The following is a 26,785-nucleotide window of genomic DNA, read 5'->3' on the forward strand; positions in this document are numbered from 1 at the left end:
ATGTGCTGTGCCATGAGTAGCCGCCGCGGTACGCGCGATTTTCACCTGGAGGCCAAGCCCTGAATCGCCTGTAGCGCCGCTTCCTTTGCCTGCTCCACCACCTGCCGCTTCCACACATCGGTATCCGTATAGAACGCGTCCCGGATCTGACGTTTGATACGGTGCCTCTTTCCATCAGACGCCTCGGGATGAAGCTCCAGCCATTGATCCGCGCGCAAGGCCTCGAACACCTGTCGCATCGGCTGCGTGCCGTATTCCAGTGCGATGCCCGTGTATTCCGCTTGCTGACATTCATCGTAGATAGCGCTCCACATTTGTCCCTCGAGCACCGCCGAGGTAGAACTGCCGTCCTGAGCAGAAGTCACGTTCGGCCCCCACCAGTCAGTCGCACGCTGCAAGGCCTCGTTCCGGCAAGCGAGGATGCGCTCCCCTATGCCGCTGGGGCCCAGGCCGGTGTGCACGTCGATCCAGCCGATCTTCTGGCGCTGCCGACCATGCTCACGCAATACTTCGCGCAAAGTCTTGTGACTCCAGGTGGCGCCGCATCCGCCGTAAAACAGGCCGCGCGGATGACGGTACTGACCGCCGGAGACCGCAGCCTGAGTCGCCTTGGCGCCATGTCTGACGACGAAACTCAGAAGCGAAAGCTTGTTCAACAAGCTTGGCGGCCACTGAGACGGGATCAGCAAATCAGCGAGTTTGTCGTAACCCGGGTTAGCGGGTAGCGGCTTCGAGAAGTCATGGAAGTTGCGATTCAGATCGACGTTCTCATGCGTCGTGCGTCGCCACCACGAGAACCCGTACGGATTGATGGCATGGATGTACAGTACGGCCACACCGGCCTGGCGCGCCGCAGACCGCCAGGCCGCATCACTGAGCAACGCAAGCTGAACACCGGAGCCGCCAAAACCTTCCACACCATGACATCCACTGGAGATGATCAACATCCGCTGCGCATCCTTCGGGCCGTCGAACAATACATCCATCGCCAACGGCTCCCCATGACGCCCAGGCAATGGATGCATGTGCGATGTGATGTTGAGCCCGGCTGCCGCGGCCGCCGCAAGAAACTTCGCACGGGCTTCAGCATAGCTTTGCGAGAAGTGTGCGCTGCAGCTCATGCCTGCTGCTCCCGTGCAGGACTCGCGACGGCAGCCTCGCCAGGGGCTGCGCATTGAGACGCATGGCGCTCCCTGGATAAGGAGACAAGCCGCAAGCCGATCAGGCAAAGCAAGGCCACCGCTGCGATGTAGTAAACCGGTCCATAGGCGTTCTGCGCCACCGATCCAAACCAGGCCAGGATGAAGGGAGCCATGCCGCCGAACAGCATGACTGCGGCGTTGTATGCCAGGGACACGCCGACTGAACGCACGCCCACCGGGAAGATCTCGGCGAGCTGTGCCGCGGCAGGCCCCACCACGAATGCATAAGCGACGGCGCTGCCAAGCTGCAACTGCACAAGCGCGACGAACGTATGGGCATCGGCGAAGCGGGTGAACAAAATCGGATAGAGCACCGCATTGGCCAGCAGGCCGAACCCGATCACCCAGCGTCGGGACACATAGTCGGACAACCAGCCGGTAAAGGGAACAAGCACGCCCATTACGCAGGCAGCCATCATGACTGTGAGATAGGCATTGGCCTGTGCCATTCCCAAGTGGGTCACCGCGAAGTTGGGGAGATAGATGGAGTTGACGTAGTTCCGTGCCGTCAACGCGGCCACCATGCAGAATGATGCGAAGAGTTCGACACGATGGTTCTCGACCACAGTGCGAAACGGGGTCGACGGACGATCGCCCAAGCGCTCGACCTCGGCCTGGAATTCAGGCGACTCGGCGAGGCGGTGGCGCAGATAGACACCGACCGGCCCGACCAGCGCGCCGACCAGAAACGGCAAACGCCAGCCCCAGTTCGTCAGCGCACTTTCAGGGAACGTCTTCGTCAGGACGACCACGAAGATCGATGCCAGGAGCATCGCAACAATCTGAGAGACCATCTGGAACGAGCCGTACAAGCCGCGCCGGCCTTTGGGTGCGAACTCGATCAGTGTCGCGGTCGCGCTTCCGAATTCACCCCCAGCAGAGAACCCCTGGATCATGCGAGCCAGCACCAGCGTGAGCGGCGCCGCGATGCCGATCGACGCATACGTCGGCAGAAACGCGATCATCAGTGTCCCGAGCGCCATCAGACAGAAGATCAGCGTCAGGGCTTTCTTGCGGCCATAGCGATCCGCATAGATGCCGAACGCCAAGCCGCCAATCGGGCGGGCTACGAACGAGATGCCCAAGGTGGCAAAACCGAGCAGAACTGAGTTGGTCGGGTTGTCAGACGGGAAGAACAGCCGCGCAATCATGGCACTCAGCAAGCCGTAAACCACAAAATCGAACCACTCCAGCGCATTACCCAGGACGGACGCGATCGTCGCGCGACGGCGCATTGAATCCGAGACTGAAAGTGACGGACTCGATGCCGTCTCGCTTTCGCTTGTTTCTGGAATGCTGCTCGCATGCTTGAACATGATTGTCTCCCTCCTTGTTGGCCTTCGCTTCTTATATGATTTCCGGCGCGTGATCGGCATGGGCACACTATGCGCTGATCTCTACGCAGGAAATTGGCAACTTTCTTGACGACAGTCTAGTAGGCGAACGGCGCTTTGTAAGTAATGGAAATCGACAACTACAAAGCCGATTTCGCCATGGTCTGCCCGCAATAGTCGAATCGATGCCATGCCTGATGGAACTGATTTCATCCACGAGCCACCAAGCACGCGACAGAACGAAACAGGCCGCCATGACATGTGCGCATGCAATGCACATGGCAGATGCGTTGCACTTGTGGCAATGGCAGGAATGGCTCTATCCTCTAATCACTATTGGCCCGTCATGCTCTTAAGGAGTTAACCAGTCGAAGGCAAACTTGATGGCCGCGCGGCCCAAACCATACGCGCATGGAAGACGGTATTGGCAGCGCCCGTACCTCGAATTGGACCTGTTCCACAATTCCTGAATTCCGCAATCTCATCATGAGCGCTCGTATCGATCTGCTGTTCAGCCCCGACTGCATGTCAGGCGCCTTGTTCAATACGATTGATGTTTTGCGCAGCGCAAATATCGTGTGGCGCCTGCGTAATCCCGGCAGTCGCAGTTGGCCGCTGTACTGGCGCCTGATCGATGCAAGCGGCGCCATGCTTCCCCTGCCCGACTGGCTGGCCAATACGCTGGCCTTGCCCGAACCCGAACCCGAATTCTCTCCGGAACAAACTGCCTTGTTCGTACCGGGGATGGCAATGCGCAGTGTGCCGCACCTGACGCACCTGTTGAATAACGCCGAAGCGGAAATCGCCTTGATCGCGGCACGCCATGCAGCCGGAAGTGTTATTGCCGCCAGCTACACCGGACCTGCCATGCTGGCCCGCGCGGGCATTCTGGATGGACGAAATGCAACGATTACATGGCTGATCGTCGGATGGTTTTCCCGCAACTTCCCACAAGTCCGACTCATGATGGATCGCCCAATGACGATCGATGGTTCCTTGTTTTGCGCAGGTGCACCCGCTTCCCACATTTCCCTCGCACTGGCCCTGGTGCGCCATTTCGCAGGCGATGAAGTGGCCCAAACCTGCGCCAACAGCTTGTTGTACGAACCGCTGCGTTTCGAACAGTCAGGATTGATGTTGACCGAACTGCCCCTCACCACCCGCGATGGCGTCGTGTACAAGGCAAAGCAGTGGCTCGAGCAACACATCGCCGAACCGTACAGCCTGGAAGCTGCCGCGCAAGCAGCAGCGGTCAGCACCCGTACTCTGCTGCGCTACTTCCGCGATGTACTCAGCATGACGCCGCTGGATTATTTGCACAAATTACGAATTGAACGCGCCAAGCAGTTACTGGAGCTCACGCTGTTTGATTTGCCGAGAATCATGGAAATCTGCGGCTACCAGGATGCATCAGCATTCCGTCGCCTGTTTCGGCGCGAGACCGGACTCACCCCGAGCGAATACCGGCGCCGCTATGCGGTCCGCTCGACACGTCGCTGGTGGCGCGCAGACGAAGCGCCTAGCCCGGCGAAGCGCAACTAAGAGCCCATTTCGGTAGGCAGTGTCTGCGGATTGCAGGGCAGGAATGGCGCAGACAAGGCGCGAGGAGGCGACATAGCAGTGGCTATGGCAACGACGAGTAACGCCGTATCCGTCATTCCTGGCCTGTAAGCTGCGGGCACTGCCTACCGAAATGGGCTCTTAATACGGGAGAAAATGCCAAGGGTTTGAATTCTTCCATGGCGCTGCGGGGAGACTAGCGCTTACCGATGCCCTGCATTTATGGCAGCCAGCACATCGAATAATTTTGTTTTCTCATGCGCCCGGCGTGTCGCCTCATGACACAGCTCGTGGAAGCTGCGATCGGTAGTTTTTGCACCGAAGACCGGCGACGATTTGTGGCGGATATATTCAGCAGTGCAGCGCGACTCAGTCCAGATCTCCTGACCGGATTTGGTTCGCACAGAAAGGACTGAGTCGAGTCTCGCATCCAGCGGATTCAATTGAAGCTTGCTGATGACGTACAGTCGCACAGCACTTGGAGCGTTATTCGCGCTTCGACATTTGGTAATTTTCTGTCGCGTACCGGGCGCAGTCGACGGGAGGATGGTTATTTAAGAGGTCGCATGCCACATGTTTTAAGTGGTATAAAACAAAAAAGACTTAGCCCGAATTGAGCTAAGTCCTTGAATGTTGGAGGCGGGGGTCGGGATCGAACCGGCGTAGACGGCTTTGCAGGCCGCTGCATAACCACTTTGCTACCCCGCCATGGGCATGTATTGTAACCACAAAATTGAAGCCATGCTGCAGTCGCCAATTTGGCCCGACACTTGCCGGGCTTGACACGACTTTCACATCGCATGAAAGCGAAACACTTTCATTGAATCTGGAGCGGGAGAAGAGTCTCGAACTCTCGACCTCAACCTTGGCAAGGTTGCGCTCTACCAACTGAGCTACTCCCGCAAAACCGTTTCATCACACTACATCATCGCGAAGCGCACCGAAAGATCCACCGCAAAACTTCGCGAAATAAAAAAGGAAGCTGCTTTGGCAAGCTTCCTTTCAGAATCCTGGAGCGGGAGAAGAGTCTCGAACTCTCGACCTCAACCTTGGCAAGGTTGCGCTCTACCAACTGAGCTACTCCCGCGTCGACAACAGACAAGCATTATAGAGATCTGCCGTTTTTTGTCAAGCGTTAATCCTTATCGCTAAACGATCCTTCCCGCCTTTTCCTTGATGAGCGGCCACGCCTTCTTCAGGTAATAAAACATCGACCAAACAGTCAGAACTGCCGCGATTTCCAACAGACGCGTGCCCCAGAAGCGCGTGTCAATCCCAAACAGCGCCTCGCGATACAAGAGCATTGGAATGGCGATCATCTGTGCGGTGGTCTTTATCTTGCCGATAGAACTGACCGCAACCGACTTTGACGCACCGAGTTGCGCCATCCACTCGCGCAATGCCGAGATTGCAATCTCGCGACCGATAATGATGAATGCAAGGACGGCATTGACGTTGTAAAACTCCACCAGCACCAGGAGCGCGCCGGCTACCATCAGTTTGTCGGCAACCGGATCGAGGAAGGCGCCGAAGGCCGAGGTTTCATTCCAGCGCCTCGCCAGAAATCCATCAAACCAATCGGTAATCGCAGCGACGATAAAGACCGCCGTAGAAGCGACGCCTTTGGCAAAGGGCGACAGCCAAATATCGGGGAGATAGAACACGCCCACCACGAGCGGAATTAGGGCTACCCGCAGCCAAGTAAGAAGAATCGGTATATTGAGGGGCATAGTCAGCGCCTTTGAATTAGCCTGATTATCGCGTGGAAATTGCCTTCACTGCAATTGCGAATTCACTACAGCCGACTGCTGCAATTAGTGCAACTGCTTGTAAATCTCCTCGGCCAGCTGTCGTGAAATACCTTCAACCGATGCCAGTTCTTCCACGCTCGCGTCCGCGACACCACGCAATCCACCGAACCGGGCCAGAAGTTTTTGGCGCCTTTTCGCGCCAATGCCTTCGATTTCCTCCAGGCGCGAGGACTGCCTGGCCTTCGCTCGCTTTGCACGCATTCCGGTGATCGCAAAGCGATGGGCTTCATCGCGAATTTGCGCGATCAGCATCAAGGCCGCCGACTCTTTGCCAAGCTCAAGCGCCGGCCTCTCATCGGCGAATACCAAGGTCTCCAATCCAACCTTCCTCCCCTCGCCCTTTGCAACACCGACAAGCAGCCCGATATCCAAACCAAGTTCGCTGAAAACCTGCCTTGCCATCTCGACCTGCCCTTTGCCGCCATCGATCAGCACAATGTCCGGCATCACGCCCTCGCCATTAGCCACCTTTTCATAACGTCGCGTCAGCACTTGTCGCATCGCTGCGTAATCATCGCCGGGTGTAATGTCATGAATGTTGAATCGCCGATATTCGCCGTTCTGCATGGCGTGATGATGGAACACGACACACGATGCCTGGGTGGCCTCGCCTTGCGTGTGACTGATGTCAAAACATTCGACCCGCAAGGAGTCGACGTCTGAGACATCCAGCCCGATAACATCAATCAGCGCGCGCGTACGAGCCTGCTGCGAACCCTGTTCCGACAGCAAACGCGCCAACGCGATTTCCGCGCCTTTGTGTGCCATCTCGAGCCATTGCCGGCGCTGCCCTTGCGGCTGAAACACCAGCGTGATCCGATGGCCGCATTGTTCCATCAGCGCAGTCATGAGCGCAGGTTCATCAAGCTCTGTATTGAGAATAATCGTGCCCGGAATGAATTTCTCGATGTAGTGTTGCGCCAAAAACGCCTTCAGCACTTCGACCTCGACTGTGCCATCCGCAGTCGCCATCGCATCGTCGACGTGAGTCGGAAAGTAGGCGCGATCACCCAGATGCCTGCCGCCCCTGACCATCGCCAGGTTGACGCATGCTCTCCCTCCCTGCACCACGACAGCAATGATATCGATGTCGGCATCACCGACGGTTTCCATGCTCTGCTGATGAAGAACGCGCGACAGCGCGGTGATCTGATTGCGTACTGCCGCAGCCTGCTCAAATTTCAGCTCCGCGGCAAATCCATGCATTTTCTTTTCCAGCGCTTCCAGCACCTCGGTCTGCCGTCCACGCAAGAATTTCGCTGCATTCTCGACGTCATGCTCGTAGTCTTCCTGGCTGATCGCGTGCACGCAGGGCGCGCTGCAACGCTGGATCTGATAGAGCAGACAAGGACGGGTACGGTTTGCAAAGACGGAGTCTTCACAGGTTCGCAGGCGGAACACCTTCTGCAGAATCTGCATCGACTCCTTCACCGCCCACGCACTGGGGAACGGTCCGAAATACTGGTTTTTCTTGTCTACCGCACCGCGGTAATACGCCATGCGCGGCGTTTCCTCCGCAGTGATTTTCAGGTAAGGATAAGACTTATCGTCGCGAAACAGAATGTTGAAGCGCGGCTGCAGCGTCTTGATCAGATTGTTTTCCAGAAGGAGGGCCTCCGCCTCGCTTCGTGTGACAGTCGTCTCCAGCCGCATGATGCGCTCGACCATCATTGCCGTGCGCGGACTGCTTAACGTCTTCTGAAAATAACTCGATACACGCTTCTTTAGATCGCGCGCTTTTCCGACGTACAGAAGATTATTATCCGCGTCGAAGTAGCGATAAACGCCAGGCAAGTGCGGCAGTTTTGCGACCGTCTCCAGAACAGCCGCACGCGGATCGGGAGTAACAGCTTCAGACATCGGCTCCAATGGTCCTTATGCGCCCATCAACGATTGCACGGTCTGCTTCGCCGCGCGGTAGCGAGGATCGCTCTGCAAGTCGTCCCAGTCGAGTACGGGCATTTGCGGCAGCAGTGCTGCGATGCGCGCCGACGATTCTTTCGTTGCAGCGCTCATCTTCATTTTCAGCCCGCCCAGCAATTCATCGGCCTTGTCGGGCGCATTGCAGATCAAGACCATGTCGCAACCTGCCGAAAGTGCGGCCCTTGCCCCATCGACTACGCCGCCAGCGACACTCGCTCCTTCCATGCTCAGGTCGTCGCTGAATATCACGCCTTGAAAGCCCATATCACGGCGCAGGATCGACAACCATTTCCTGGAGAAGCCCGCCGGGTTCTTGTCGACCTTTGGATAAATTACATGTGCCGGCATCACTGCCGACAAGCCAAGGCCAAGCCAGTCATACGGGGCAGCGTCCTCACTCAGAATCTCCTTGAGGCCGCGATCATCAACAGGAATGGCAATATGCGAATCCGCGTGGACAAAACCGTGTCCCGGAAAATGCTTGCCGCAGTTCGCCATTCCCGCCAGCGCCAAGCCGTGATTCAGGCTCTTCGCCAACACGGTTACCACGCGTGGATCGCGATGGAACGCGCGATCGCCGATCACGCTCGATTCACCGTAATCCAAATCGAGTACCGGCGTAAACGACAAGTCGACGCCACATGCCCGCAATTCAGTTGCGAGAACAAAACCGACATCGGTCGCGGCTTTGATCGCGTCCAGAACATTCCGGTCCCACATTTCCCCCAACTTGCGCATCGCGGGCAGCTTGGTAAAGCCGTCCGACTTGAACCGCTGCACGCGTCCACCCTCATGATCGACCGCGATCAGCACGCCCGGTCGCGCATCATGGATCGCACCGGTCAATGCCGTCAATTGCTTCCGATTCTGGTAGTTCCGCGCGAATAGAATCACCCCTCCGGTCAACGGATGCTGAATCCTCCGAATATCGTCCTCGGTCAACGTCGTTCCGACAACGTCGAGCATGACGGGGCCAAGATTGGCATTTGCCGCTATTGCATTCATTTCTTCTCCACGATAACGAAGGCGACCGCATACTCGGCTTCATCGGTAATCGATATCTGCGCGGTCAGCCCGTTTTTTTCCATAAATTCTTTCAGCGTTCCGCTAGTCACTGCAATCGGCTTTCCACTCGGCGCGTTCAATGTCTGCATTGCGCGCCAGGTCATCGGCATGTGCATGCCGAGTCCGATCGCCTTGGAAAATGCCTCTTTTGCTGCGAATCGCGTCGCCAGAAATCGAATTCCGCGCGCTTCCACCTTCGCCTTGCGGCGGCGATACTTGTCGAGTTCTTCCGGGCCCAGGATCTTTTCGGCAAAACGTTCACCGTTGCGAGCGAGCGCTGCTTCCACCCGCGAAATCTGGATGATGTCGGTGCCTATCCCGTAAATCATTTCTTGTGTAGGCCCAGGCGTGCCGCAGTCATAATCGCTTTCATTTCCTTGACTGCATTCTGCCATCCGATAAAAATAGCTTGAGCGACGATCGCGTGGCCGATGTTCAATTCCGCGATCTCCGGAATCGCGGCAATCGCTTGCACGTTCGTGTAATGCAAGCCATGTCCGGCATTCACCTGCAAGCCGTGCTTGACGCCTTCCAGCACGCCAGTCTGTACGCGCTCCAGCTCTTGCTGAATATTGATTTCGGTTATTGCATCCGCGTACCGACCGGTATGAATTTCGATCACCGGTGCACCCGTCTCGGCTGCTGCGTGAATTTGTGCCGAATCAGCGTCGATGAACAAGCTGACGCGAATGCCTTCTGCCGCCAGTTGCCTCACGGCGGCCTGAACTTCTGAAAAATACTTGACGACATCCAAGCCGCCTTCGGTCGTCACCTCGTTGCGCCGCTCAGGTACCAGACAGACGTCCTGGGGCTTGATGCGACAGGCGAAATCAAGCATCTCGCTTGTTACCGCCGATTCGAGATTCATGCGCGTACGCAATTGAGGTCGGATCGCCTCGACATCTGCGTCTTTGATGTGGCGGCGATCTTCGCGCAGATGCAAGGTAATGCAATCGGCTCCGGCCTCTTCCGCCAGAAGTGCCGCCTGTACAGGATCGGGATAGGTCGTTCCGCGCGCATTACGCAAGGTGGCAACGTGGTCGATGTTGACGCCGAGATCAATAACGGGAGTGTGGGGATGTAAGAGACTCATAGGAGATAATTTTGGCTTATAACTGCATCAAATCTATCAGAATCTGCCGCGTATTGAGCGGCACGCCACCCAGATGGTGCGAAAGAAGAAACCGCATCAAAAACTTGCTTTGCAACTGGGTTGTATTGTCAGAATAATCTTCTCGTTCCATGTCGAGCAAGGTTTTCCCCGACACGCGCGGTGAATTATCTGCTGGATGTGCAGGCCGCGGTCCGCGCTCCGGATCGACGACATAGATCTGCTCCGCCTCGATCGGGAGTCGTGTGGTCGCACATATCGTGAAATTGCCGCCGACGCCGGTTTCCTTCAACAATGCCCGCTCGAACTTGCGCAAGACGATGGGCGCGGGCTCATCGTGCGCGAGCTGATTCAGTGTGGCGACGTAGTGATCAAACAACGCGGGATGCGGGTCGTCGCGTGCGAGAAGTTTAACCAGTAGTTCATTTAGATAAAAACCGCAAAGCAATGCCGATTTTTCCACTGGCAGCAGACCGCCGATCCATTCTGCCGAAGTCAGCGTCCGAACCTCAGCCTTGCCGCTCCATCCAACGGAAAGGGGCTGGAAAGTCTGCAGCACGCCTCGCAATTTGGAATGCGGCCGCTTTGCGCCCTTGGCAATCAGCGCTACACGGCCATAGTCGCGCGAAAATACCTCGACGATCAGGCTGGTTTCCTTGTATGGATAACTGTGCAGGACGAACGCCGGCTGGTTCGCCACCCGGTATTCCTTTTCATGCGCCTTGTTGCGGGCAGCGGGTCGCGCTGCGTGAATCTTTGTGCCACCCGCTTGTGCTTGAAACGCTTTGGTATCCGCCACATTCAAGGGCATTTCATCCGGAGCGTTAACCGGTAGGTCACTTTCTCGCGTGATGGGAGGGGACATGTATAACCTGGTCAAGTCAAGCCGCAGTGCCGGCAATTGGCAGCGGCAAACCTACTCGTAACCGTACGCGCGCAAACCAGCCTCGTTGTCCGCCCAACCAGACTTCACCTTGACCCAAATCTCAAGGTAAACCGGGCCACCGAAAAGCTTTTCCATATCAAGCCGGGCCTGCGTTGAGATTTCCTTGAGCTTGGCCCCCTTTTGCCCGATTACCATGGCTTTGTGGCTATCCCGGTCGACGAGAATGGCTGCGAAAATTCGACGCAGGTTTCCCTCTACCTCGAACTTTTCAATGACGACCGTGCTGGTGTACGGAAGTTCGTCGCCGACAAAACGGAATACCTTCTCTCGCACAATTTCTGCAGCGAGAAATTTTTCACTGCGGTCGGTAATGTCGTCTTCACTAAAGACAGGAGGATTTACCGGGAGATATTTTTGAATTTCCCCTTCAAGCACCGTGATCTGGAAACGCTGTTTGGCCGATACAGGCACAACCGCTGAAAAATCATGGTCCGCCGCGACCTTCTGGGCGAAGGGCATCATGACTGCCTTGTCCTTGATGCGGTCGGATTTGTTGATGACCAGGATGCACGGAACGTTTTTCGGTATCAGATCCAGAACCTGCTTGTCAGCCTGGCCGTACGTGCCCGCCTCAACGACGAAGAGAATGACATCTGCAGCCGTAAGCGTATTGGTTACCGTCCGGTTCAAGGTTTTGTTCAATGCGTTCGAATGGCGCGTCTGAAAACCCGGCGTGTCAACATAAACAAATTGAGCGTGCTCGGTAGTCTGAATCCCGGTAATGCGATGGCGCGTGGTCTGTGCCTTGCGCGATGTAATGCTTACCTTGGCGCCGATCAAGGCGTTCATTAGCGTCGACTTACCGACGTTAGGACGGCCGACGATTGCGATATAACCGCATCGAAAGTCGGGAGAAACATCAGTTGACGTCATGCGGTCTTGGAATGTGTAGGAAGGGTAACGGGTGCGTCCGCTTTGGCAGGCTGATCCACCGCCGACTTTCCGTCTGCCGATGGTTCAAGCTTGTTCTCAATCTTTCCGTCGTCTTTCAAATCCAGTTTATTTTGCTTTGCATCCTGCTTGGCTTCGGCCTTGACTTCAGCTTTTACGGACGCCTTGACTGGTTTCTTGCCCTCGTCCTCAACGGGTGCATCGGGCTGAATGGTTGCAATACCCGCCAGTTTCAATTGCGATGCGCGCGGACGGCTCTTGCGACCAGATGTAGTGTTCTTCACCAAGGCACTCTGGACGGCTTCCAAGGCTAATTTCGCTGCGGCCTGCTCACCGGCGCGCCGGCTGCCCCCTGTCCCGAACACCTGGATTTCGAGCTTGGGAACAAGACATTCGACTTCGAATTCCTGATTATGGGCCGCCCCGTGTGTCGCCACGACATTGTATTGAGGCAAGGCAATCTTTTTTCCCTGGAGGTATTCTTGCAACAGGGTCTTGGCATCTTTTCCAAGCGTCTTGGGATCTACCGTATCGAGAATCGGAATATATAGCGAGCGGATTACATCTCGTGCCGCATTAAATCCCGCATCGAGAAAAATTGCGCCAAACAGTGCTTCAAGGGTATCAGCCAGAATCGAGGGCCGCCGGAAGCCGCCGGACTTCAACTCACCTTCACCCAACCGCAAAAATTGCGACAGCTCCAAGCGCTGAGCAATTTCGTAAAGCGATTGCTGCTTTACCAGATTTGCGCGCAATCGCGACAGGTCGCCTTCGTCAATCTTGCTATAGCGCTCAAACAAAAGCGATGCTACCACGCAGTTCAATACCGAATCGCCAAGGAATTCAAGCCGTTCGTTATGCAAGCTGCTGTGGCTTCGATGCGTCAAGGCCTGCTGCAGGAGCGCAGCATCCTTGAACGCGTGTCCCAGTCGAGTCTGCAATAACTTGAAATCCATCTTGATTTGCCGCCTAGCTACGCTCTATTCATTGATCAGGCTTGCTCAAAGGGGTCTTGCTTGTGCTTACCTCATAATCGATCACCAAACTTGCCGGGCCGATCAGCGGTATCTTTTTCTCATAAGCAATGCTGATCTCAAAACCACCCGCAGTCGGGGTAATCACCAAATCGTTGCCACTGACCGAACTGATATAGGCTGTTGTACGCTGCTTATTGAACGAGTCCTGAATCTCACGCGGGGTCGACCCATTAGCCTTGGCATTGCCTATTGCCTTCTTGATTGCAGCAAATTCAACAACGGTCGGAACAATCTTCATTCCAAGCACGGCAAGGACCGCCACAATGACAATAACAAACAGAAAACCAACCAACGAAAGGCCATTCTGCTTGTGCTCAGCAACCGCCCTTAGCTCCATACGCCATCTCCCTGATTCTATTTATTGAAAACTGCCGATGCGCCGGAAATTGCCAAGGTTCATCCAGACAAAAAATGCCTTTCCGACAATGTTTTCATCTGGAACGAAACCCCAATACCGGCTATCCAAGCTGTTATCCCGATTATCCCCCATCATGAAGTAATGTCCAGAGGGGACAGTGCACGCAAACCCTTCCAGATTGTAGGTACATAATTCACGTCCAGGGAACGGATCAGGGTTTTGCACATAGGCCGGAGCGCGTTCATCATTCAGTATCCTGTGCCTGATGCCAGTCAAATCCTCGAGAAATTGCTTCGAATAGCTCAGATGTTCTTCATCCAGGTAATCCGGCAAAGCCTGATACGAAAGTTCTTTACCATTGATCGTTAAGCGCTTGTTTTTATATACAATTTTATCACCTGGGACCCCAACGACGCGTTTGATGTAATCCAGCGACGGATCCTTGGGGTACTTAAAGACCATCACATCGCCGCGCTGCGGACTGTTGATTTCGACAATCTTCTTGTTGATGATCGGCAGGCGAATCCCGTAGGTGAACTTGTTTACCAGGATCAGATCGCCAATCACGAGCGTCGGAACCATCGAGCTCGACGGAATCTTGAACGGCTCATAGAGGAATGAGCGGAGGAAGAACACTAGGGCGATAACAGGAAAAAAACTGCCAGAGTATTCGATCCATGTTGGCTGCTTGAGGATCTCGGCCTCAAGCTTGGCGCGACCACTGTCGTCGGTCTTGATGCCGTCGGCGCGCAATTTTGCGTGGCGTGAGTCGAACTCGGCCAAGGCGGCATCCGCTTTAACACGCCTCTGCTTGGCAAAGTGAAACACGTCCAGAAACCAGACTATGCCCGTTGCGATCGTCAGAACGAACAGGATTAATGCAAAGTTGCCGAGAATTGCTTGCAAACTCATTTATCTTCCACTTGTAAAATTGCCAGGAATGCCTCTTGGGGCACTTCGACCGAACCAACCTGCTTCATCCTTTTCTTGCCCGCCTTTTGTTTCTCCAGCAGCTTGCGCTTGCGTGTAATGTCACCGCCATAGCACTTCGCCAACACATTTTTCCGCATGGCCTTGACGTTTTCACGCGCGATAATGTTCGCTCCGATGGCGGCCTGAATCGCCACATCAAACATCTGGCGAGGAATCAATTCGCGCATCTTGGCGGCTACCGCGCGCCCGCGATACTGGCTGTTGGATCGGTGCACAATGATCGCAAGCGCGTCCACCTTCTCACCGTTAATCAGCATGTCCACTTTCACGACATCAGCAGCGCGGTACTCCTTGAACTCGTAATCCATCGACGCGTATCCGCGCGAGGTCGACTTCAGCTTGTCGAAGAAGTCGAGCACGATTTCGGCCATCGGCATTTCGTAGGTGAGCATCACCTGCTTGCCGTGATAGGTCATGTTGATCTGGACGCCACGCTTCTGCGTGCACAGGGTGATGACCGAGCCGACATATTCCTGGGGCATGTACAGGTTGACCGTTACGATCGGCTCGCGAATTTCCTCGATCTTGGACGGATCCGGCATCTTGGATGGATTATCGACCATCATGATCGAGCCATCGCGTTGCACAACTTCATAGACGACCGTGGGCGCGGTCGTAATCAAGTCCATGTCGAATTCGCGCTCCAGCCGTTCCTGCACGATTTCCATGTGCAGCAGACCCAGGAAACCACAGCGGAAGCCAAAACCCAAAGCTTGGGATACTTCCGGCTCATACTGCAGCGCGGCGTCGTTGAGCTTGAGTTTCTCCAACGAATCGCGGAGCGCGTCGTACTGGTTGGCCTCTACCGGAAACAATCCGGCAAAGACCTGAGGCTGTACTTCCTTGAAACCCGGCAGCGGTTGAGCAGCGGGCTTGTTTGCGAGCGTGATCGTGTCGCCTACGCGGGCTGCCTTAAGTTCCTTGATACCGGCAATCACAAATCCCACCTGCCCGGCGGAAAGTGACTCGCGTGATTCGGACTTCGGGGTAAAGACACCGATATTTTCGGTCAGATACTGCGCCCCGCTCGCCATCAGCGAAATCTTGTCCTTTGGCCGTAATGTGCCGTTGACGATGCGCACCAGCATCACAACGCCGACATAGTTATCGAACCACGAGTCGATAATCAGCGCCTGCAGCGGCGCATTGGGATCTCCTTTTGGCGCGGGCACCTTGACGATCAGCGCCTCCAGCACATCCTCGACCCCCATGCCCGTCTTGGCTGAGCAACGCACGGCGTCGGTCGCATCGATACCGATTACATCTTCGATTTCACTGATCGCGTTTTCAGGATCCGCTGAGGGCAGATCGATCTTGTTCAAAACCGGTACCACTTCGACGTTCAAATCAAGCGCTGTATAGCAATTGGCCACGGTCTGCGCTTCAACGCCTTGTGATGCGTCGACGACGAGCAATGCTCCTTCGCACGCCGACAGCGAGCGGCTGACTTCGTAGCTGAAGTCGACATGTCCCGGCGTATCAATCAGGTTCAGATTGTAGGTTTTGCCGTCGCGCGCCTTGTACGACAAGGCGGCTGTCTGTGCCTTGATGGTAATACCGCGTTCACGCTCCAGATCCATCGAATCGAGGACTTGTGCTTCCATTTCGCGGTCGGACAAGCCGCCGCATATCTGGATGATGCGGTCAGCCAACGTCGATTTCCCATGGTCAATATGGGCGATGATGGAAAAATTGCGAATGTTGTCCATTAACTAAGATGCGACTACAAAAAAGGCGCTCTGAGCGGGGAAATTTACCCCAAGCGAGCGCCTTATGATTGAAGGTTGTTCGATAGCCGGCATTTTACCGGATTTCAGAGGGGAAAGCCCAAAAATCACTGGGGCGCCCGCCTCGTGCGGCTGAATTTCCGCGGGTTGAGCGACCAATGATGGCCGGTCACCGTGAATTTCTCTTGCAAGAGACGCGCGCAAAGCTTGTATGCCTTTTGCCGGCCTATGCCTCCGTCAAGAACGCTCTGGCTTTGCCTTCATCCAGAAAATAGTGGCAAATCTGGACCGACTCGGCGTTGCTTTTCTGACCAAACAAGACCGGAACCAGCTCGTCAAACTGGGCGAGCAGGGCTTCATCCGCGTCCACATCCATCACCTCGACGGTAAACGGATACTCGCCGCTTAATGCCTGCAAGGCTTCCAGCATATCGTCGCACAGATGGCAGTATGCGCGAGAATAGAGCGTGAAATGAACCATGGATATTTGAAGTTGACCGAACGGGCTTGAGCTGAAAAGCAATCAAATCAGTATAGTAAAAAGAAAGCCGCAACCCTAACCGGATTGCGGCTTTCACCGAAGATACTGTCTTTACTGCCCGTTCGGCCTGATCGGCACAAACTGCGACGCGTCTCCACGTCGCACCAGCAGTACGGCCATCTTCTTCGGTTCCAGTCGGGCAACAAGTGAATTGAACTGCTTTGCATCCTTCACGTCATTGTTGTTCAGTCTCAGAATAACGTCACCGGCGCGCAGGCCAACTCGCGCCGAGGGCCCCTCGGAAGCATCGACGATCACACCGCCATCGATCTTGAGTTCCTTCTTTTGAGCCTCTGTCAAATCGCTGACGACCAGACCCAAAGCGTTAGGCGTCTGCTCAGGTTTTGCTTTGCGCTCCTCTTTCTTGGCGGTTTTTTCCGGCTCCAGCTCTGCGACCGTCAAGGCCACATCCTTGGTTGCTCCCTTGCGCCAAATCGTCAAGATGGAGCGCGTACCCGGCTTGGTTGCCCCAACCATACGCGGCAGGTCCGTGGCCTTTTCGATTGGAGTTCCGTTAAATTTCAAGATAATATCGCCGGCTTCCAATCCGCCCTTCTCTGCGGGCCCACCCGACTCCACCCGCTGAATCAACGCACCCTGTGCATGCGGCAAGCCCAGCGATTCTGCGACATCCTTTGTCACCTCGCCGATTTGCACACCGATGCGACCGCGCGTAACGCGACCTGTCGTTCTCAGCTGCTCAGCAACACGCATCGCCTCGTCAATCGGCACTGCGAAGGAGATGCCCATATAGCCACCCGAGCGGCTATAAATCTGCGAGTTAATGCCAACAACTTCTCCGCGCATATTGATCAGTGGGCCGCCCGAATTACCCGGATTGACCGCAACGTCGGTTTGGATCAGGGGAAGATATTCACCTGTATCGCGAGCCTTGGCCGAGATAATCCCAGCCGTCACGGTATTGTCCAACCCAAAAGGCGAACCGATTGCGATCACCCATTCGCCCACACGCAGCTTGTTCGGATCTCCGATTGTCAATCGCGGCAAACTCGATCCTTCGATCTTCACCACAGCCACATCGGTGCGTTTATCCACACCGACAATCTTTGCCTTGAACTCGCGTTTGTCGGTCAGCGTCACATACACTTCATCAGCACCGTCTACAACATGCGCATTGGTGAGAATGAATCCATCGCCGGAAATGATGAAACCAGAGCCGACGCCGCGCGGCACTTCCTCTTCCTGTTGAGGCGCTTGTTTTCGGTTACGCGGCGAACGATCGGGCTGCTGACGCGGGATGGGAACGCCAAAGAAGCGACGGAAAAATTCCTGCATTTCTTCGTCATCTCCGCCAGGGATTGTCCCTTGACCGGGTTTGACTTTCTCCGTCGTGCGAATATTGACCACGGCAGGTCCCGTTTTCTCTGCAAGGTCGGCAAAATCCGGCAATCCTGCAACAGAGGCGGCATGCGCGGATGAAATGACAATACCGAATACCGACGAATCGATCAATGCGGCAGCAGCGGTCAGAAAGACTGCCAGAACGGTGTTGCGGACAAAAGGCGTTGTTTTCATAGAATCCTGTTTCTTTTAGCTATTTTGGTTTGAATTCAATCGAATTGGCGACTTGCTTGATTGCCGCTGACGGCACTTCTCCAACGATGGTAAGCCAAAAATCGCCTTGGCGCTTACCAACGATATTCATTGCTCCCTGTTGAATCGATCCTTCGGTTCGGCTCTGAGACCCCGGCTCGATAAAAACCGAAATAGCCGCGAGCCCGTCCGAAAAAACCATCTGCGAGACCTCGCGCTGATTCGACACTGCGCTTGCAGATGCGCTCGCCGACGCGGGTCGATCGGATACCATGCGCTTGACTTCACGAACCTTCTTGAATCCCGGCGGAAGAAATTTTACCGTCCATCCTGAAAGATTTACCTGACTCATCTCCGCGTTCTCGACATGCCAGCCGCTGGTATTCGATATGCTCGGTTTTACCTGCGCGCGGTCGATATTGCCGATCGAAATCTGGGTAAAGGAAATCTGCTCAACAGCCTCGCGCTTCTCATTCAAGGTTTGGGCGCGAAGCAGCAAGCCCGAGGATTTTTCTGCCCAAAGCTTATAGCCGTAGCGGAGATTATCTTTCGGCTCAAGCACGATTGATTGACAGTCGTGCCCTGCGACTCGCCCTGCCTCAGCCTTCCTGACGTCATAGAACTGCGCCAGATCAGCAGGATTGGCAGCCAGTATTGCGGGGAAGATGTCGTGCGTTACGCGCTTTTCGACCAGGAGCGTTTTTGTCTCCGGAACGTAGCAGACAATCTCTTCGTTATTGCGAATGTACTCACGCGGTTTGCCGTCCAGGATCTCGAGCTTCTCAACCTCGTTTTTACCGCTCACAACATGCGTGATACGCGAGGTGCGCATCTGATTGCCCTGCTGATAAACAAACGTCCCGGAATAGTTGAGCCTCTGCGCCGATGACTGAATTCGCTTCAACCACGACTGAGCCTCCCGTCCTTCTGCCAGCGGGTCGGGATTCTCGGCTTGTGCCGACAATCCCCAAAAAAAAGACAGAGCAACGACAAACCGAAATAAAACAAGTGTTTGCCGCATATGAATCATTTATTGGAAAAGGTAGCCGAGCGTGCGTATTGCGCTGTGCTGTAGACGGAAGGGGAGAAACGTTGATGCGCTAACAGGTAATCATCGATACGCGGATCGCGCAGAACGACACCTTCAGGCGCTGATGCTGCGATCACCGCACCTTGCACAGCTGACGATCCGGCGGCAATCGCGGAATCCGCAGCACCATCAGGCCTGCCTTTGATGGCCACTATCAGCTGTGGCGTCGTGACAAATGCCACTGCAGCAACAGCGGCTGCAGCAACCATGCTCGGCACTGTCCACCGTTTCGTCATCGAGCGTGGCTGTAGCAAAGAAGCCGGACGCTCGTCAATATTGCAAGCGATCAAACCGGGGGCGACGATTGTCGGCTCGGCTTCCAGTCGCATGGCCATGCGTGCAGAAAAGCCGGCACTCAACGGTACAGCCATATCAGTGGAGCGCAATACGTCGCCGATCTGATGATAGACCTCCCAATCCCCCTGCCCTTCCGCTTGCCGCAATGCCGCCAACGCCGCATCCAGCTGCTGGTTAGCCAACTCCCCATCGGCAAGTGCAGAAATCTGTTCCCGAGTTATTTCATTCGTATTCATCACTACCTCGTTCGGGCTGCGCCAACCCTCGTTTTCATCACAAAGAACCTTGTCTGCTCGTCTCGTCCACTACCAGCGTTTGTCAATTGCAGTGCCCAGCAATGGCCTCAACTTTTCTGCGATAGCTTCACGAGCCCGAAAAATCCGGCTTCGTACGGTTCCGATCGGGCATCCCATTGCTTCCGCGATTTCATCGTAGCTCAACCCTTCGATTTCACGCAACGTAATTGCAATGCGAAGCTCATCAGGTAGTGCATCCATTGCCACATTCACTGTCTCAGCGATCTGTTTCGTCGCGAGCATCGACTCAGGCGTATTGATGTCCCTTAGGTGCTCGCCGTCATCAAAAGTTTCTGCCTCTTCAGCATCTGCTTCGGTCGATGTAGGCGCACGCCTCCCCTGCGTAACGAGGTAGTTTTTCGCAGTATTAATACCTATCCGGTACAACCACGTATAAAACGCAGAGTCTCCACGGAACTGCGGCAATGCACGATATGCCTTGATGAAGGCTTCCTGCACGACGTCTTCCGCTTCAGCCTGGTCGCGCACAAGCCGCGACACGAGCCGCATCAGTTTCCGTTGATACTTGGTAACCAAGAGCTCGAACGCTTTTTTATCGCCGCGCTGAACACGCTCGACAAGCAGTTGATCAATGTCGCGTTCTGTCGTCAATCCCCGTTCCCTTGTTTCGTTGCAACATATGCGCGGCTAGAGTAGTTGACTGTAGGAAATGCAAGAAGTTCAATTTATTTCGAACATTTTCTAGAATTTTTGGGTTGTGTGCCTTGCCCCATCACCCATCGGCATGCCACCGACAATGCCCGAAAACTATCCTTCGACACGCAATCCGGCAAGATAGCCAATGACCTTTTCACGCCGTCTTCGTTCTGCACGTGCAGCAGAAGCAAACACGGCCACAATGTCGTTCCCCTCAATAAGTGAACGACTTCGCCATTCTTTCTAAGATGTGGCCAGTCCGTTTCTGCGCAAGGCCTTTCGGCGTTTACTTCAGCTAATCGCAACTGTCCTGTTCCGGTGATATCAATATGTATGGGTTTTCGCTGTTGCGCGTCATGATAAAACCCAAAAAATGACAGGAAAATCGTGAGGACTGCCATTACGAATCGAGCTATGGTGGATAGATCGCCGATCCAGCCGGCGCCCATTGCAGCGCCGATGAGAATGCCCGCAGCCGACATAGTGCCAAGCATCGCTCGCAAAGACCGGGATGGACGTACTACGGCGGATACCGCGATAGACATGACGAAGATAAGCCAAGGACAGCTTCCCTCCTCTTTGTGAGGAAGGAAGCGCGATATCAGACCTTGCCGAAGATGAGAGTCCCGTTCGTGCCACCGAAGCCGAACGAGTTCTTGACCGCGACATTAATAGGCATATTGCGCGCGTTGTTTGCACAATAGTCCAGATCGCAGGCGGGATCCTGATTGAAGATATTGATCGTAGGTGGCGACAATTGTTTGTGTACCGCGAGCACGGTGAAAACCGACTCCAGTCCGCCAGCGCCGCCGAGCAAATGCCCGGTCATCGACTTGGTGGAGTTGACGACTGTTTTCTTCGCATGTTCGCCAAGCGCGCGCTTGATTGCAATAGTCTCTGCGAGATCGCCGAGCGGCGTGGACGTGCCGTGCGCATTCACGTAATCAACCTGATCAGGGTTGATCTGTGCATTGCTCATCGCCGCAATCATGCACCGCCGCGCGCCATCGCCATCATCAAGCGGCGCTGTCATGTGGTGAGCATCCGCGCTCATACCGAAACCAAGCACCTCCGCATAGATCGTTGCCCCGCGAGCCTTTGCGTGCTCGTACTCCTCGAGGACCATAACACCCGCGCCTTCGCCAAGTACGAAGCCGTCGCGGTCTTTGTCCCATGGACGCGACGCTGTGGCAGGATCGTCGTTACGTGCAGACAGTGCACGAGCAGCAGCGAATCCGCCAACACCCAATGGCGAAATGGTTGATTCGGCACCGCCGGCAATCATTACGTCGGCATCGCCGTACTCGATCATTCGAGCGGCCGCGCCAATGCAATGTAGGCCTGTCGTGCATGCCGTCACGATCGCCAGATTCGGGCCCTTGAAGCCGTACTTGATCGACAAGTGACCGGAAATCATATTAATGATCGATGCCGGCACGAAGAACGGGCTGATCCTTCGCGGTCCGCGATTGGTCAGTTCTGCATGCGTCTCTTCGATCATCGGCAAGCCGCCGATACCCGAACCGATGACAACGCCGATGCGTTCGGCATTCTGATCGGTAACAGCCAAGCCACTATCCTGAACAGCCTGAATCCCCGCAGCCATGCCGAAGTGGATGAAAGTGTCCATGTGGCGCGCTTCCTTACCGGGAATGTAATCCTCGATATTGAAGCCCTTTACTTCACCCGCAAAACGCGTGGAGAAAGGCGTGGCGTCAAATTTTGTGATGGTCGCAATGCCCGATTTGCCTTCGGTAAGCGCGGCCCACGCATCGGCGACCGTGTTGCCGATGGGTGAAACGCAACCGAGGCCAGTCACTACGACGCGACGTTCACGTGAGCGGCTCAAGCGGTTCTCCTGGATTCAATCAAATCTATGTTAGGCCTTGACGTGAGCCTTGGCGTAGTCGATCGCCTGCTGCACCGTCGTAATCTTCTCAGCCTGCTCGTCCGGAATTTCCATTTCGAATTCGTCTTCGAGTGCCATCACGAGCTCGACTGTGTCAAGCGAGTCGGCGCCGAGGTCATCGACGAAAGACGATTCATTCTTGATGTCGGCTTCGGCGACGCCCAGTTGCTCAGCGACGATCTTCTTAACGCGTTGTTCGATATCGGACATATTATCCCTCCAGTGGGTTACAGAAAGTGCGCGCATTTTATCAGGTTTGCGCAGTGAAAATTCACTTTTGGCTTTTGTTTTGAATAATGCTCTAACTTCAGCCAATTGTGTCTAATTATTGTTTAACTCATGTACATGCCGCCATTGACATGCAGCGTTGTACCAGTGATGTAACCGGCTTGTGGAGAAGCAAGGAATGCCACTGCAGCAGCGATATCCTCCGGCATACCGAATCGGCCAAGCGGGATCTGCTGCATGAGCGCAGAGACCTGTTGCTCGCCCAGCTCCCTGGTCATATCCGTGTCGATAAATCCAGGGGCGACGCAATTAACCGTGATACTACGACTGCCGATCTCACGTGCGAGGGCACGGCTCATTCCTGCCACCCCGGCTTTCGCGGCGGCGTAATTCATTTGTCCAGGATTGCCGGCCGATCCCACCACCGAGGTGATATTGATGATGCGACCATACCGGGCCTTCATCATCCCCCTCAAAACCCCGCGAGAGAGGCGCGCAACGGCTGTGAGGTTGGTTGCAATGACTGCGTCCCACTCCTCGTCTTTCATGCGCATTGCCAGTTGATCTTGCGTGATGCCGGCGTTATTGACAAGGATCGACAGACTGCCGAATTCCTTTTGTACCTCGTCTATTACGGCAGAGCAGCGTTCGGCATCGGTTACATTCAACACCACACCTCTGCCACATCCAGGTTGAGCCGTTTCCAGATACTCGGAAATCGCTGCAGCACCTGCCTCAGTCGTTGCCGTCCCAACGACCTTCGCCCCCTGCCTCGCCAACTCTTGCGCAATGGCACGACCGATGCCGCGCGAAGCGCCGGTGACCAGCGCCACTTGATTAACCAGATTCACTTGAGGAGCTCCAAAACTTTGTCGAGAGATGCCTGATCGACGATTGCCTCACCAATCAGTTCGCCATTGATACGCTTGGTCAAGCCTGCCAGCACCTTGCCCGGGCCGCATTCGATGACATGCGTTATTCCTTCAGCCTTCATTTTTTGCACGGTTTCAACCCATCGCACCGGACTCGCAGCCTGGCGAACGAGGGCGTCCTTGATGCTGGAAACATCTTGAGCAATGTTGACATCAACATTGTTAATTAACGGAATTCGGGGCGCCGCGAACGGCAGGTTCTGCATGTATTCGCGCAGACGGTCCGACGCAGGCTTCAAGAGCGAGGAATGAAATGGAGCAGAAACGGGTAGTGGCAACGCGCGCTTTGCGCCCTTTGCCTTTACGGCTTCACAAGCGCGCTCCACCGCAGCTTTGTGACCGGCGATCACGACCTGCGCCGGCGCGTTGAAATTCACCGCCTCTACCACTTCACCCGCCGCCGCTTCCGCGCATGCGGCACGCACGTCGTCATCCGACAATCCGAGAATCGCTGCCATGCCGCCCTGCCCGACTGGCACCGCTTCTTGCATGGCTTGGGCGCGAAACCGCACCAGCGGTACCGCATCCTTAAAGGGAATTACACCTGCAGCGACAAGAGCCGAGTACTCGCCAAGGCTATGACCAGCAACGATGGCCGGCGTCTTGCCGCCGGCGGCAATCCACGCACGATAGCAGGCAACGGCAGCAGTCAGCATTACCGGCTGCGTGTTTGTTGTGAGGTCGAGCTCTTCTTTCGGGCCGTCTGCAATCAATTTGCCAAGATCGAATTGCAAAACGTCCGACGCTTCCGAGATCGTCTGCTTGACGACGGCATTGTCGGCAAAGCCATTCAGCATGCCAATGGCTTGCGAGCCCTGGCCTGGGAAGACAAATGCGAATTTGGTCATGCTTGATTCGTGAAAAAAGTTTACATGCGTGCGAGGATCGCACCCCAAGTGAATCCGCCGCCGACGCCCTCCATCATGACGTTTTGCCCCGGCTTCACACGGCCATCACGCAAGGCAACATCGAGTGCCAGCGGTATCGATGCGGCTGACGTATTGCCGTGCTGGTCGACAGTCACCACCATCTTTTCAAGCGGCAATCCAAGTTTTTTCGCAGTACCTTGCATAATGCGGATGTTGGCCTGGTGCGGAATAAGCCAGTCTATTTGAGATGGGCTCATGTCGGCAGCGTCCAGAGCTTCATTGGCGACCTTTTCGAGCACGGAGACGGCGAGTTTGAAAACAGCTTGCCCGTCCATATACAGGAAAGCGCTGCCTTCGACCGCACCGCCACTAACGCTTCCCGGAACACAAAGGATATCGCCATGGCGGCCATCGGCATGCAATTTCGTCGCCAGTACACCTGGCTCGCTAGCTGCAGTCAGCACCATTGCACCAGCACCGTCGCCAAACAACACGCACGTGGTGCGGTCATCGAAATTGAGAATCCTTGAAAACACTTCCGCACCGATGATCAGTACGTTCTTGTGTACTCCGGTTTTGATGAAACTGTCGGCAATCGAGACCGCATAGACAAAACCGCTGCAAACCGCTTGCACGTCGAATGCCGGACTGCCATTGCTGATACCAAGTTTGCGCTGCACGACGCATGCAGTGCTCGGAAATCCGCCGAAATGATCCGGGGTTGAGGTTGCAAGGATCAGCAGATCGACGTCGTTCGGACTCAGGCCAGCCATGTCGAGAGCGCGCTTCGCAGCTTCGACCGCAAGGTCACTCGACTGCACGGTCGGTTCAGCATAGTGGCGAGCCGAAATCCCGCTGCGGGACACGATCCACTCATCTGAAGTCTCGATCCCCTTTTTCGCCAACTGTGCGGCGAGATCATGATTCGTGACGCGTTTGGGTGGCAGATAACTTCCCGTACCTATAATTTTGCTATAGAGAGTCATGCCGTTTTCTGTTTGGTTAATTCAGTGAGTGCGCTTGCGGCCTCAGGTTCTGAACCCGGGCCTGGTTGCGGCATCAGTTCCGCAATGGTTTTGGTTATACGTGATAGCAGATCATGATTCGCTGCGTCGTACGCGCGCTTGATCGCCCACTCGAATCCGTATGCGTCTTCACCGCCATGGCTCTTGAAAACCAGCCCCCGCAAGCCGAGGAAACTGGCACCATTGTAGCGGGACGGATTCATGTGCTGTGAAATCGATTTGAGCGCACCCTGGGCGATGAAGGCACCGAGAATATTGATCGGACTGCTTTTGAATTCGCTTTTGAAGATCGTTTTGACCCAGCGTCCCAGTCCTTCCGAAGCCTTCAGCACCACATTTCCAACGAAGCCATCGCAAACGACAACATCAGTGGTGCCTTCGAAAATGTCATTACCCTCCACGTTACCGTAGAAGTTGAGAACACCTTTTTCGTGATCTGCACGCAGCAGTGCTGCCGTTTGCTTCACGACTTCGTTGCCTTTGATATCCTCTTCGCCGATATTCAGCAGGCCGATAGTGGGTTTCGGCTTGTCTTCCAGTGCAGATACCAGCGCGGAACCCATCAGGGCGAACTGGTGGAGATGTTGCGGCTCGCAGTCGACGTTCGCGCCAAGATCCAGCATGTAGGTCGGCGAGTCCTTTTGATTCGGCATTGGAAAGCAGATCGCAGGGCGGTCGACGCCGGGAATGGTTTTCAGTACATAGCGAGATACCGCCATCAGCGCTCCGGTATTGCCGGCCGACACGCAGGCGTGCGCCTTACCGTCCTTCACAAGGTTGACGGCAACCCGCATCGACGAATCTTTCTTCCGACGCAAGGCAACCTCCAACGGGTCGTCCATGGTGACGACTTCCGTCGCATTGACGATGGAAAGACGGGGGTGAGTCGATGCGTCCTGCTTTTTCAACTCGGCACGAATAACATCCTCAAGGCCGACCAAAATGAGTTCGGCGTCAGGTTCGTGATTAGCGAAGGAGACGGCAGCAGGAATGGTGACTGACGGGCCATTATCACCACCCATGCAGTCGATAGAAATTTTGATTGTCATTGTTTTGACTCAGTACCTCGCTCTAACTTCCGGAGCCTGCGGGCTCCCGGCGGGCCAGATCCGGTGCGATTCAAAATGACGCAATGCGTTTTTTCAGCATATGAAAAAACGGCGCCAAGTCAAACTCCCCGCGCCGCTTTTTATCGAAAAACAATGACCGAGATTACTCGTCGTTCTTGGTCTTGAGGACCTTGCGACCGCGATAGTAGCCATTCGGGCTGATGTGGTGACGCAGGTGTGTCTCGCCAGTGGTCGGTTCGACTGCCAGCGGCGGCACGGACAGGTGGTCATGCGAACGGTGCATACCACGCTTGGACGGGGACTTCTTATTTTGTTGAACGGCCATGATGACTCCTAAACCTAAAGATCTGAAATTTTAA

At 55.2% G+C, this 26,785-nt stretch carries 27 protein-coding genes and 3 tRNA genes; 1 reads left to right on the forward strand and 29 read right to left on the reverse strand.

Annotated elements, in window-relative coordinates; translation table 11 throughout:
• Window positions 1-41 precede the first annotated feature (41 nt).
• The gene (locus E6W33_RS25290) at window positions 42-1,121 is read right to left on the reverse strand and encodes a M14 family metallopeptidase (protein ID WP_136420161.1); all 1,080 of its coding nucleotides are present in this window, start codon (window positions 1,119-1,121) and stop codon (window positions 42-44) included.
• Window positions 1,118-2,518 (reverse strand): MFS transporter, encoded by a 1,401-nt coding sequence (locus E6W33_RS25295; RefSeq protein ID WP_211097428.1) that lies wholly within the window; start codon window positions 2,516-2,518, stop codon window positions 1,118-1,120. Before E6W33_RS25295 ends, E6W33_RS25290 begins: the two co-directional genes overlap by 4 nt.
• 504 nt (window positions 2,519-3,022) lie before the next feature.
• Here E6W33_RS25295 and E6W33_RS25300 point away from each other — a divergent pair.
• A complete protein-coding gene (locus E6W33_RS25300; protein ID WP_211097429.1) occupies window positions 3,023-4,078 on the forward strand; it encodes a helix-turn-helix domain-containing protein in 1,056 nt (351 codons plus the stop codon).
• A gap of 652 nt (window positions 4,079-4,730) precedes the next feature.
• Here E6W33_RS25300 and E6W33_RS25305 read toward each other — a convergent pair.
• The 27 genes from E6W33_RS25305 to rpmF form a co-directional block, all read right to left on the reverse strand.
• Window positions 4,731-4,804, reverse strand: a tRNA-Cys gene (locus tag E6W33_RS25305).
• 119 nt (window positions 4,805-4,923) lie between these two features.
• Window positions 4,924-4,999 (reverse strand) — tRNA-Gly (locus E6W33_RS25310).
• Between the two features lie 108 nt (window positions 5,000-5,107).
• Window positions 5,108-5,183 (reverse strand) — tRNA-Gly (locus E6W33_RS25315).
• 61 nt (window positions 5,184-5,244) lie between these two features.
• Window positions 5,245-5,826, reverse strand: a complete 582-nt coding sequence (gene pgsA, locus E6W33_RS25320) for a CDP-diacylglycerol--glycerol-3-phosphate 3-phosphatidyltransferase (RefSeq protein ID WP_136420162.1) — start codon at window positions 5,824-5,826, stop codon at window positions 5,245-5,247.
• A gap of 84 nt (window positions 5,827-5,910) precedes the next feature.
• Entirely contained in the window at window positions 5,911-7,767 is a 1,857-nt protein-coding gene (uvrC, locus tag E6W33_RS25325) for an excinuclease ABC subunit UvrC (protein ID WP_136420163.1), read from the reverse strand.
• A 15-nt stretch (window positions 7,768-7,782) separates the two neighbouring features.
• Window positions 7,783-8,835 carry a beta-N-acetylhexosaminidase gene (gene nagZ, locus E6W33_RS25330; RefSeq protein WP_136420164.1) on the reverse strand — a complete coding sequence of 351 codons (1,053 nt, stop codon included), beginning with the start codon at window positions 8,833-8,835 and terminating at the stop codon, window positions 7,783-7,785.
• Window positions 8,832-9,224, reverse strand: coding sequence for a holo-ACP synthase (gene acpS / locus E6W33_RS25335; RefSeq protein ID WP_136420165.1), 393 nt, complete (start codon window positions 9,222-9,224; stop codon window positions 8,832-8,834). The genes nagZ and acpS overlap by 4 nt, the downstream gene beginning before the upstream one ends.
• Entirely contained in the window at window positions 9,221-9,988 is a 768-nt protein-coding gene (pdxJ, locus tag E6W33_RS25340) for a pyridoxine 5'-phosphate synthase (protein ID WP_136420166.1), read from the reverse strand. Before pdxJ ends, acpS begins: the two co-directional genes overlap by 4 nt.
• Window positions 9,989-10,004: 16 nt before the next feature.
• Window positions 10,005-10,871 carry a DNA repair protein RecO gene (gene recO, locus E6W33_RS25345; RefSeq protein WP_247869787.1) on the reverse strand — a complete coding sequence of 289 codons (867 nt, stop codon included), beginning with the start codon at window positions 10,869-10,871 and terminating at the stop codon, window positions 10,005-10,007.
• Between the two features lie 51 nt (window positions 10,872-10,922).
• Window positions 10,923-11,825: a GTPase Era gene (gene era / locus E6W33_RS25350; protein ID WP_136420167.1), complete on the reverse strand. Its 903-nt coding sequence runs from the start codon at window positions 11,823-11,825 to the stop codon at window positions 10,923-10,925.
• Window positions 11,822-12,799: a ribonuclease III gene (rnc, locus tag E6W33_RS25355; RefSeq protein WP_136420168.1), complete on the reverse strand. Its 978-nt coding sequence runs from the start codon at window positions 12,797-12,799 to the stop codon at window positions 11,822-11,824. Before rnc ends, era begins: the two co-directional genes overlap by 4 nt.
• 28 nt (window positions 12,800-12,827) lie before the next feature.
• On the reverse strand, window positions 12,828-13,217 hold the full coding sequence (locus tag E6W33_RS25360) for a DUF4845 domain-containing protein (protein WP_136420169.1): 390 nt from the start codon (window positions 13,215-13,217) through the stop codon (window positions 12,828-12,830).
• A gap of 21 nt (window positions 13,218-13,238) precedes the next feature.
• Complete coding sequence (lepB, locus tag E6W33_RS25365) at window positions 13,239-14,150, reverse strand: signal peptidase I (protein ID WP_136420170.1); 912 nt, start codon at window positions 14,148-14,150, stop codon at window positions 13,239-13,241.
• The gene (gene lepA, locus E6W33_RS25370) at window positions 14,147-15,940 is read right to left on the reverse strand and encodes a translation elongation factor 4 (protein WP_136420171.1); all 1,794 of its coding nucleotides are present in this window, start codon (window positions 15,938-15,940) and stop codon (window positions 14,147-14,149) included. Before lepA ends, lepB begins: the two co-directional genes overlap by 4 nt.
• A gap of 244 nt (window positions 15,941-16,184) precedes the next feature.
• A complete protein-coding gene (locus E6W33_RS25375; RefSeq protein ID WP_136420172.1) occupies window positions 16,185-16,439 on the reverse strand; it encodes a glutaredoxin family protein in 255 nt (84 codons plus the stop codon).
• A gap of 111 nt (window positions 16,440-16,550) precedes the next feature.
• Window positions 16,551-18,035: a DegQ family serine endoprotease gene (locus tag E6W33_RS25380; RefSeq protein ID WP_136420173.1), complete on the reverse strand. Its 1,485-nt coding sequence runs from the start codon at window positions 18,033-18,035 to the stop codon at window positions 16,551-16,553.
• A gap of 19 nt (window positions 18,036-18,054) precedes the next feature.
• Entirely contained in the window at window positions 18,055-19,074 is a 1,020-nt protein-coding gene (locus tag E6W33_RS25385) for a MucB/RseB C-terminal domain-containing protein (protein ID WP_136420174.1), read from the reverse strand.
• A gap of 5 nt (window positions 19,075-19,079) precedes the next feature.
• Entirely contained in the window at window positions 19,080-19,676 is a 597-nt protein-coding gene (locus E6W33_RS25390) for a sigma-E factor negative regulatory protein (RefSeq protein ID WP_136420175.1), read from the reverse strand.
• A 69-nt stretch (window positions 19,677-19,745) separates the two neighbouring features.
• A complete protein-coding gene (gene rpoE / locus E6W33_RS25395; protein WP_040041344.1) occupies window positions 19,746-20,348 on the reverse strand; it encodes an RNA polymerase sigma factor RpoE in 603 nt (200 codons plus the stop codon).
• A 74-nt stretch (window positions 20,349-20,422) separates the two neighbouring features.
• Window positions 20,423-20,938, reverse strand: a complete 516-nt coding sequence (locus E6W33_RS25400) for a protein YgfX (RefSeq protein ID WP_136420176.1) — start codon at window positions 20,936-20,938, stop codon at window positions 20,423-20,425.
• Window positions 20,939-20,994: 56 nt separating this feature from the next.
• A complete protein-coding gene (gene fabF / locus E6W33_RS25405) occupies window positions 20,995-22,242 on the reverse strand; it encodes a beta-ketoacyl-ACP synthase II (protein ID WP_136420177.1) in 1,248 nt (415 codons plus the stop codon).
• Window positions 22,243-22,272: 30 nt separating this feature from the next.
• Window positions 22,273-22,512 (reverse strand): acyl carrier protein, encoded by a 240-nt coding sequence (gene acpP, locus E6W33_RS25410; protein ID WP_040041346.1) that lies wholly within the window; start codon window positions 22,510-22,512, stop codon window positions 22,273-22,275.
• 122 nt (window positions 22,513-22,634) lie between these two features.
• Window positions 22,635-23,381: a 3-oxoacyl-ACP reductase FabG gene (fabG, locus tag E6W33_RS25415; RefSeq protein WP_136420178.1), complete on the reverse strand. Its 747-nt coding sequence runs from the start codon at window positions 23,379-23,381 to the stop codon at window positions 22,635-22,637.
• Window positions 23,378-24,310 carry an ACP S-malonyltransferase gene (gene fabD / locus E6W33_RS25420; protein WP_136420179.1) on the reverse strand — a complete coding sequence of 311 codons (933 nt, stop codon included), beginning with the start codon at window positions 24,308-24,310 and terminating at the stop codon, window positions 23,378-23,380. The genes fabG and fabD overlap by 4 nt, the downstream gene beginning before the upstream one ends.
• 20 nt (window positions 24,311-24,330) lie before the next feature.
• A complete protein-coding gene (locus tag E6W33_RS25425; RefSeq protein WP_136420180.1) occupies window positions 24,331-25,317 on the reverse strand; it encodes a beta-ketoacyl-ACP synthase III in 987 nt (328 codons plus the stop codon).
• A complete protein-coding gene (plsX, locus tag E6W33_RS25430; protein ID WP_136420181.1) occupies window positions 25,314-26,405 on the reverse strand; it encodes a phosphate acyltransferase PlsX in 1,092 nt (363 codons plus the stop codon). Before plsX ends, E6W33_RS25425 begins: the two co-directional genes overlap by 4 nt.
• Before the next feature lie 163 nt (window positions 26,406-26,568).
• Window positions 26,569-26,751 (reverse strand): 50S ribosomal protein L32, encoded by a 183-nt coding sequence (gene rpmF / locus E6W33_RS25435; RefSeq protein WP_057293158.1) that lies wholly within the window; start codon window positions 26,749-26,751, stop codon window positions 26,569-26,571.
• Window positions 26,752-26,785 lie beyond the last annotated feature (34 nt).

The sequence above is a fragment of the Herbaspirillum sp. ST 5-3 genome, from assembly GCF_004804275.1.
Classification (GTDB): Bacteria; Pseudomonadota; Gammaproteobacteria; order Burkholderiales; family Burkholderiaceae_D; genus Noviherbaspirillum.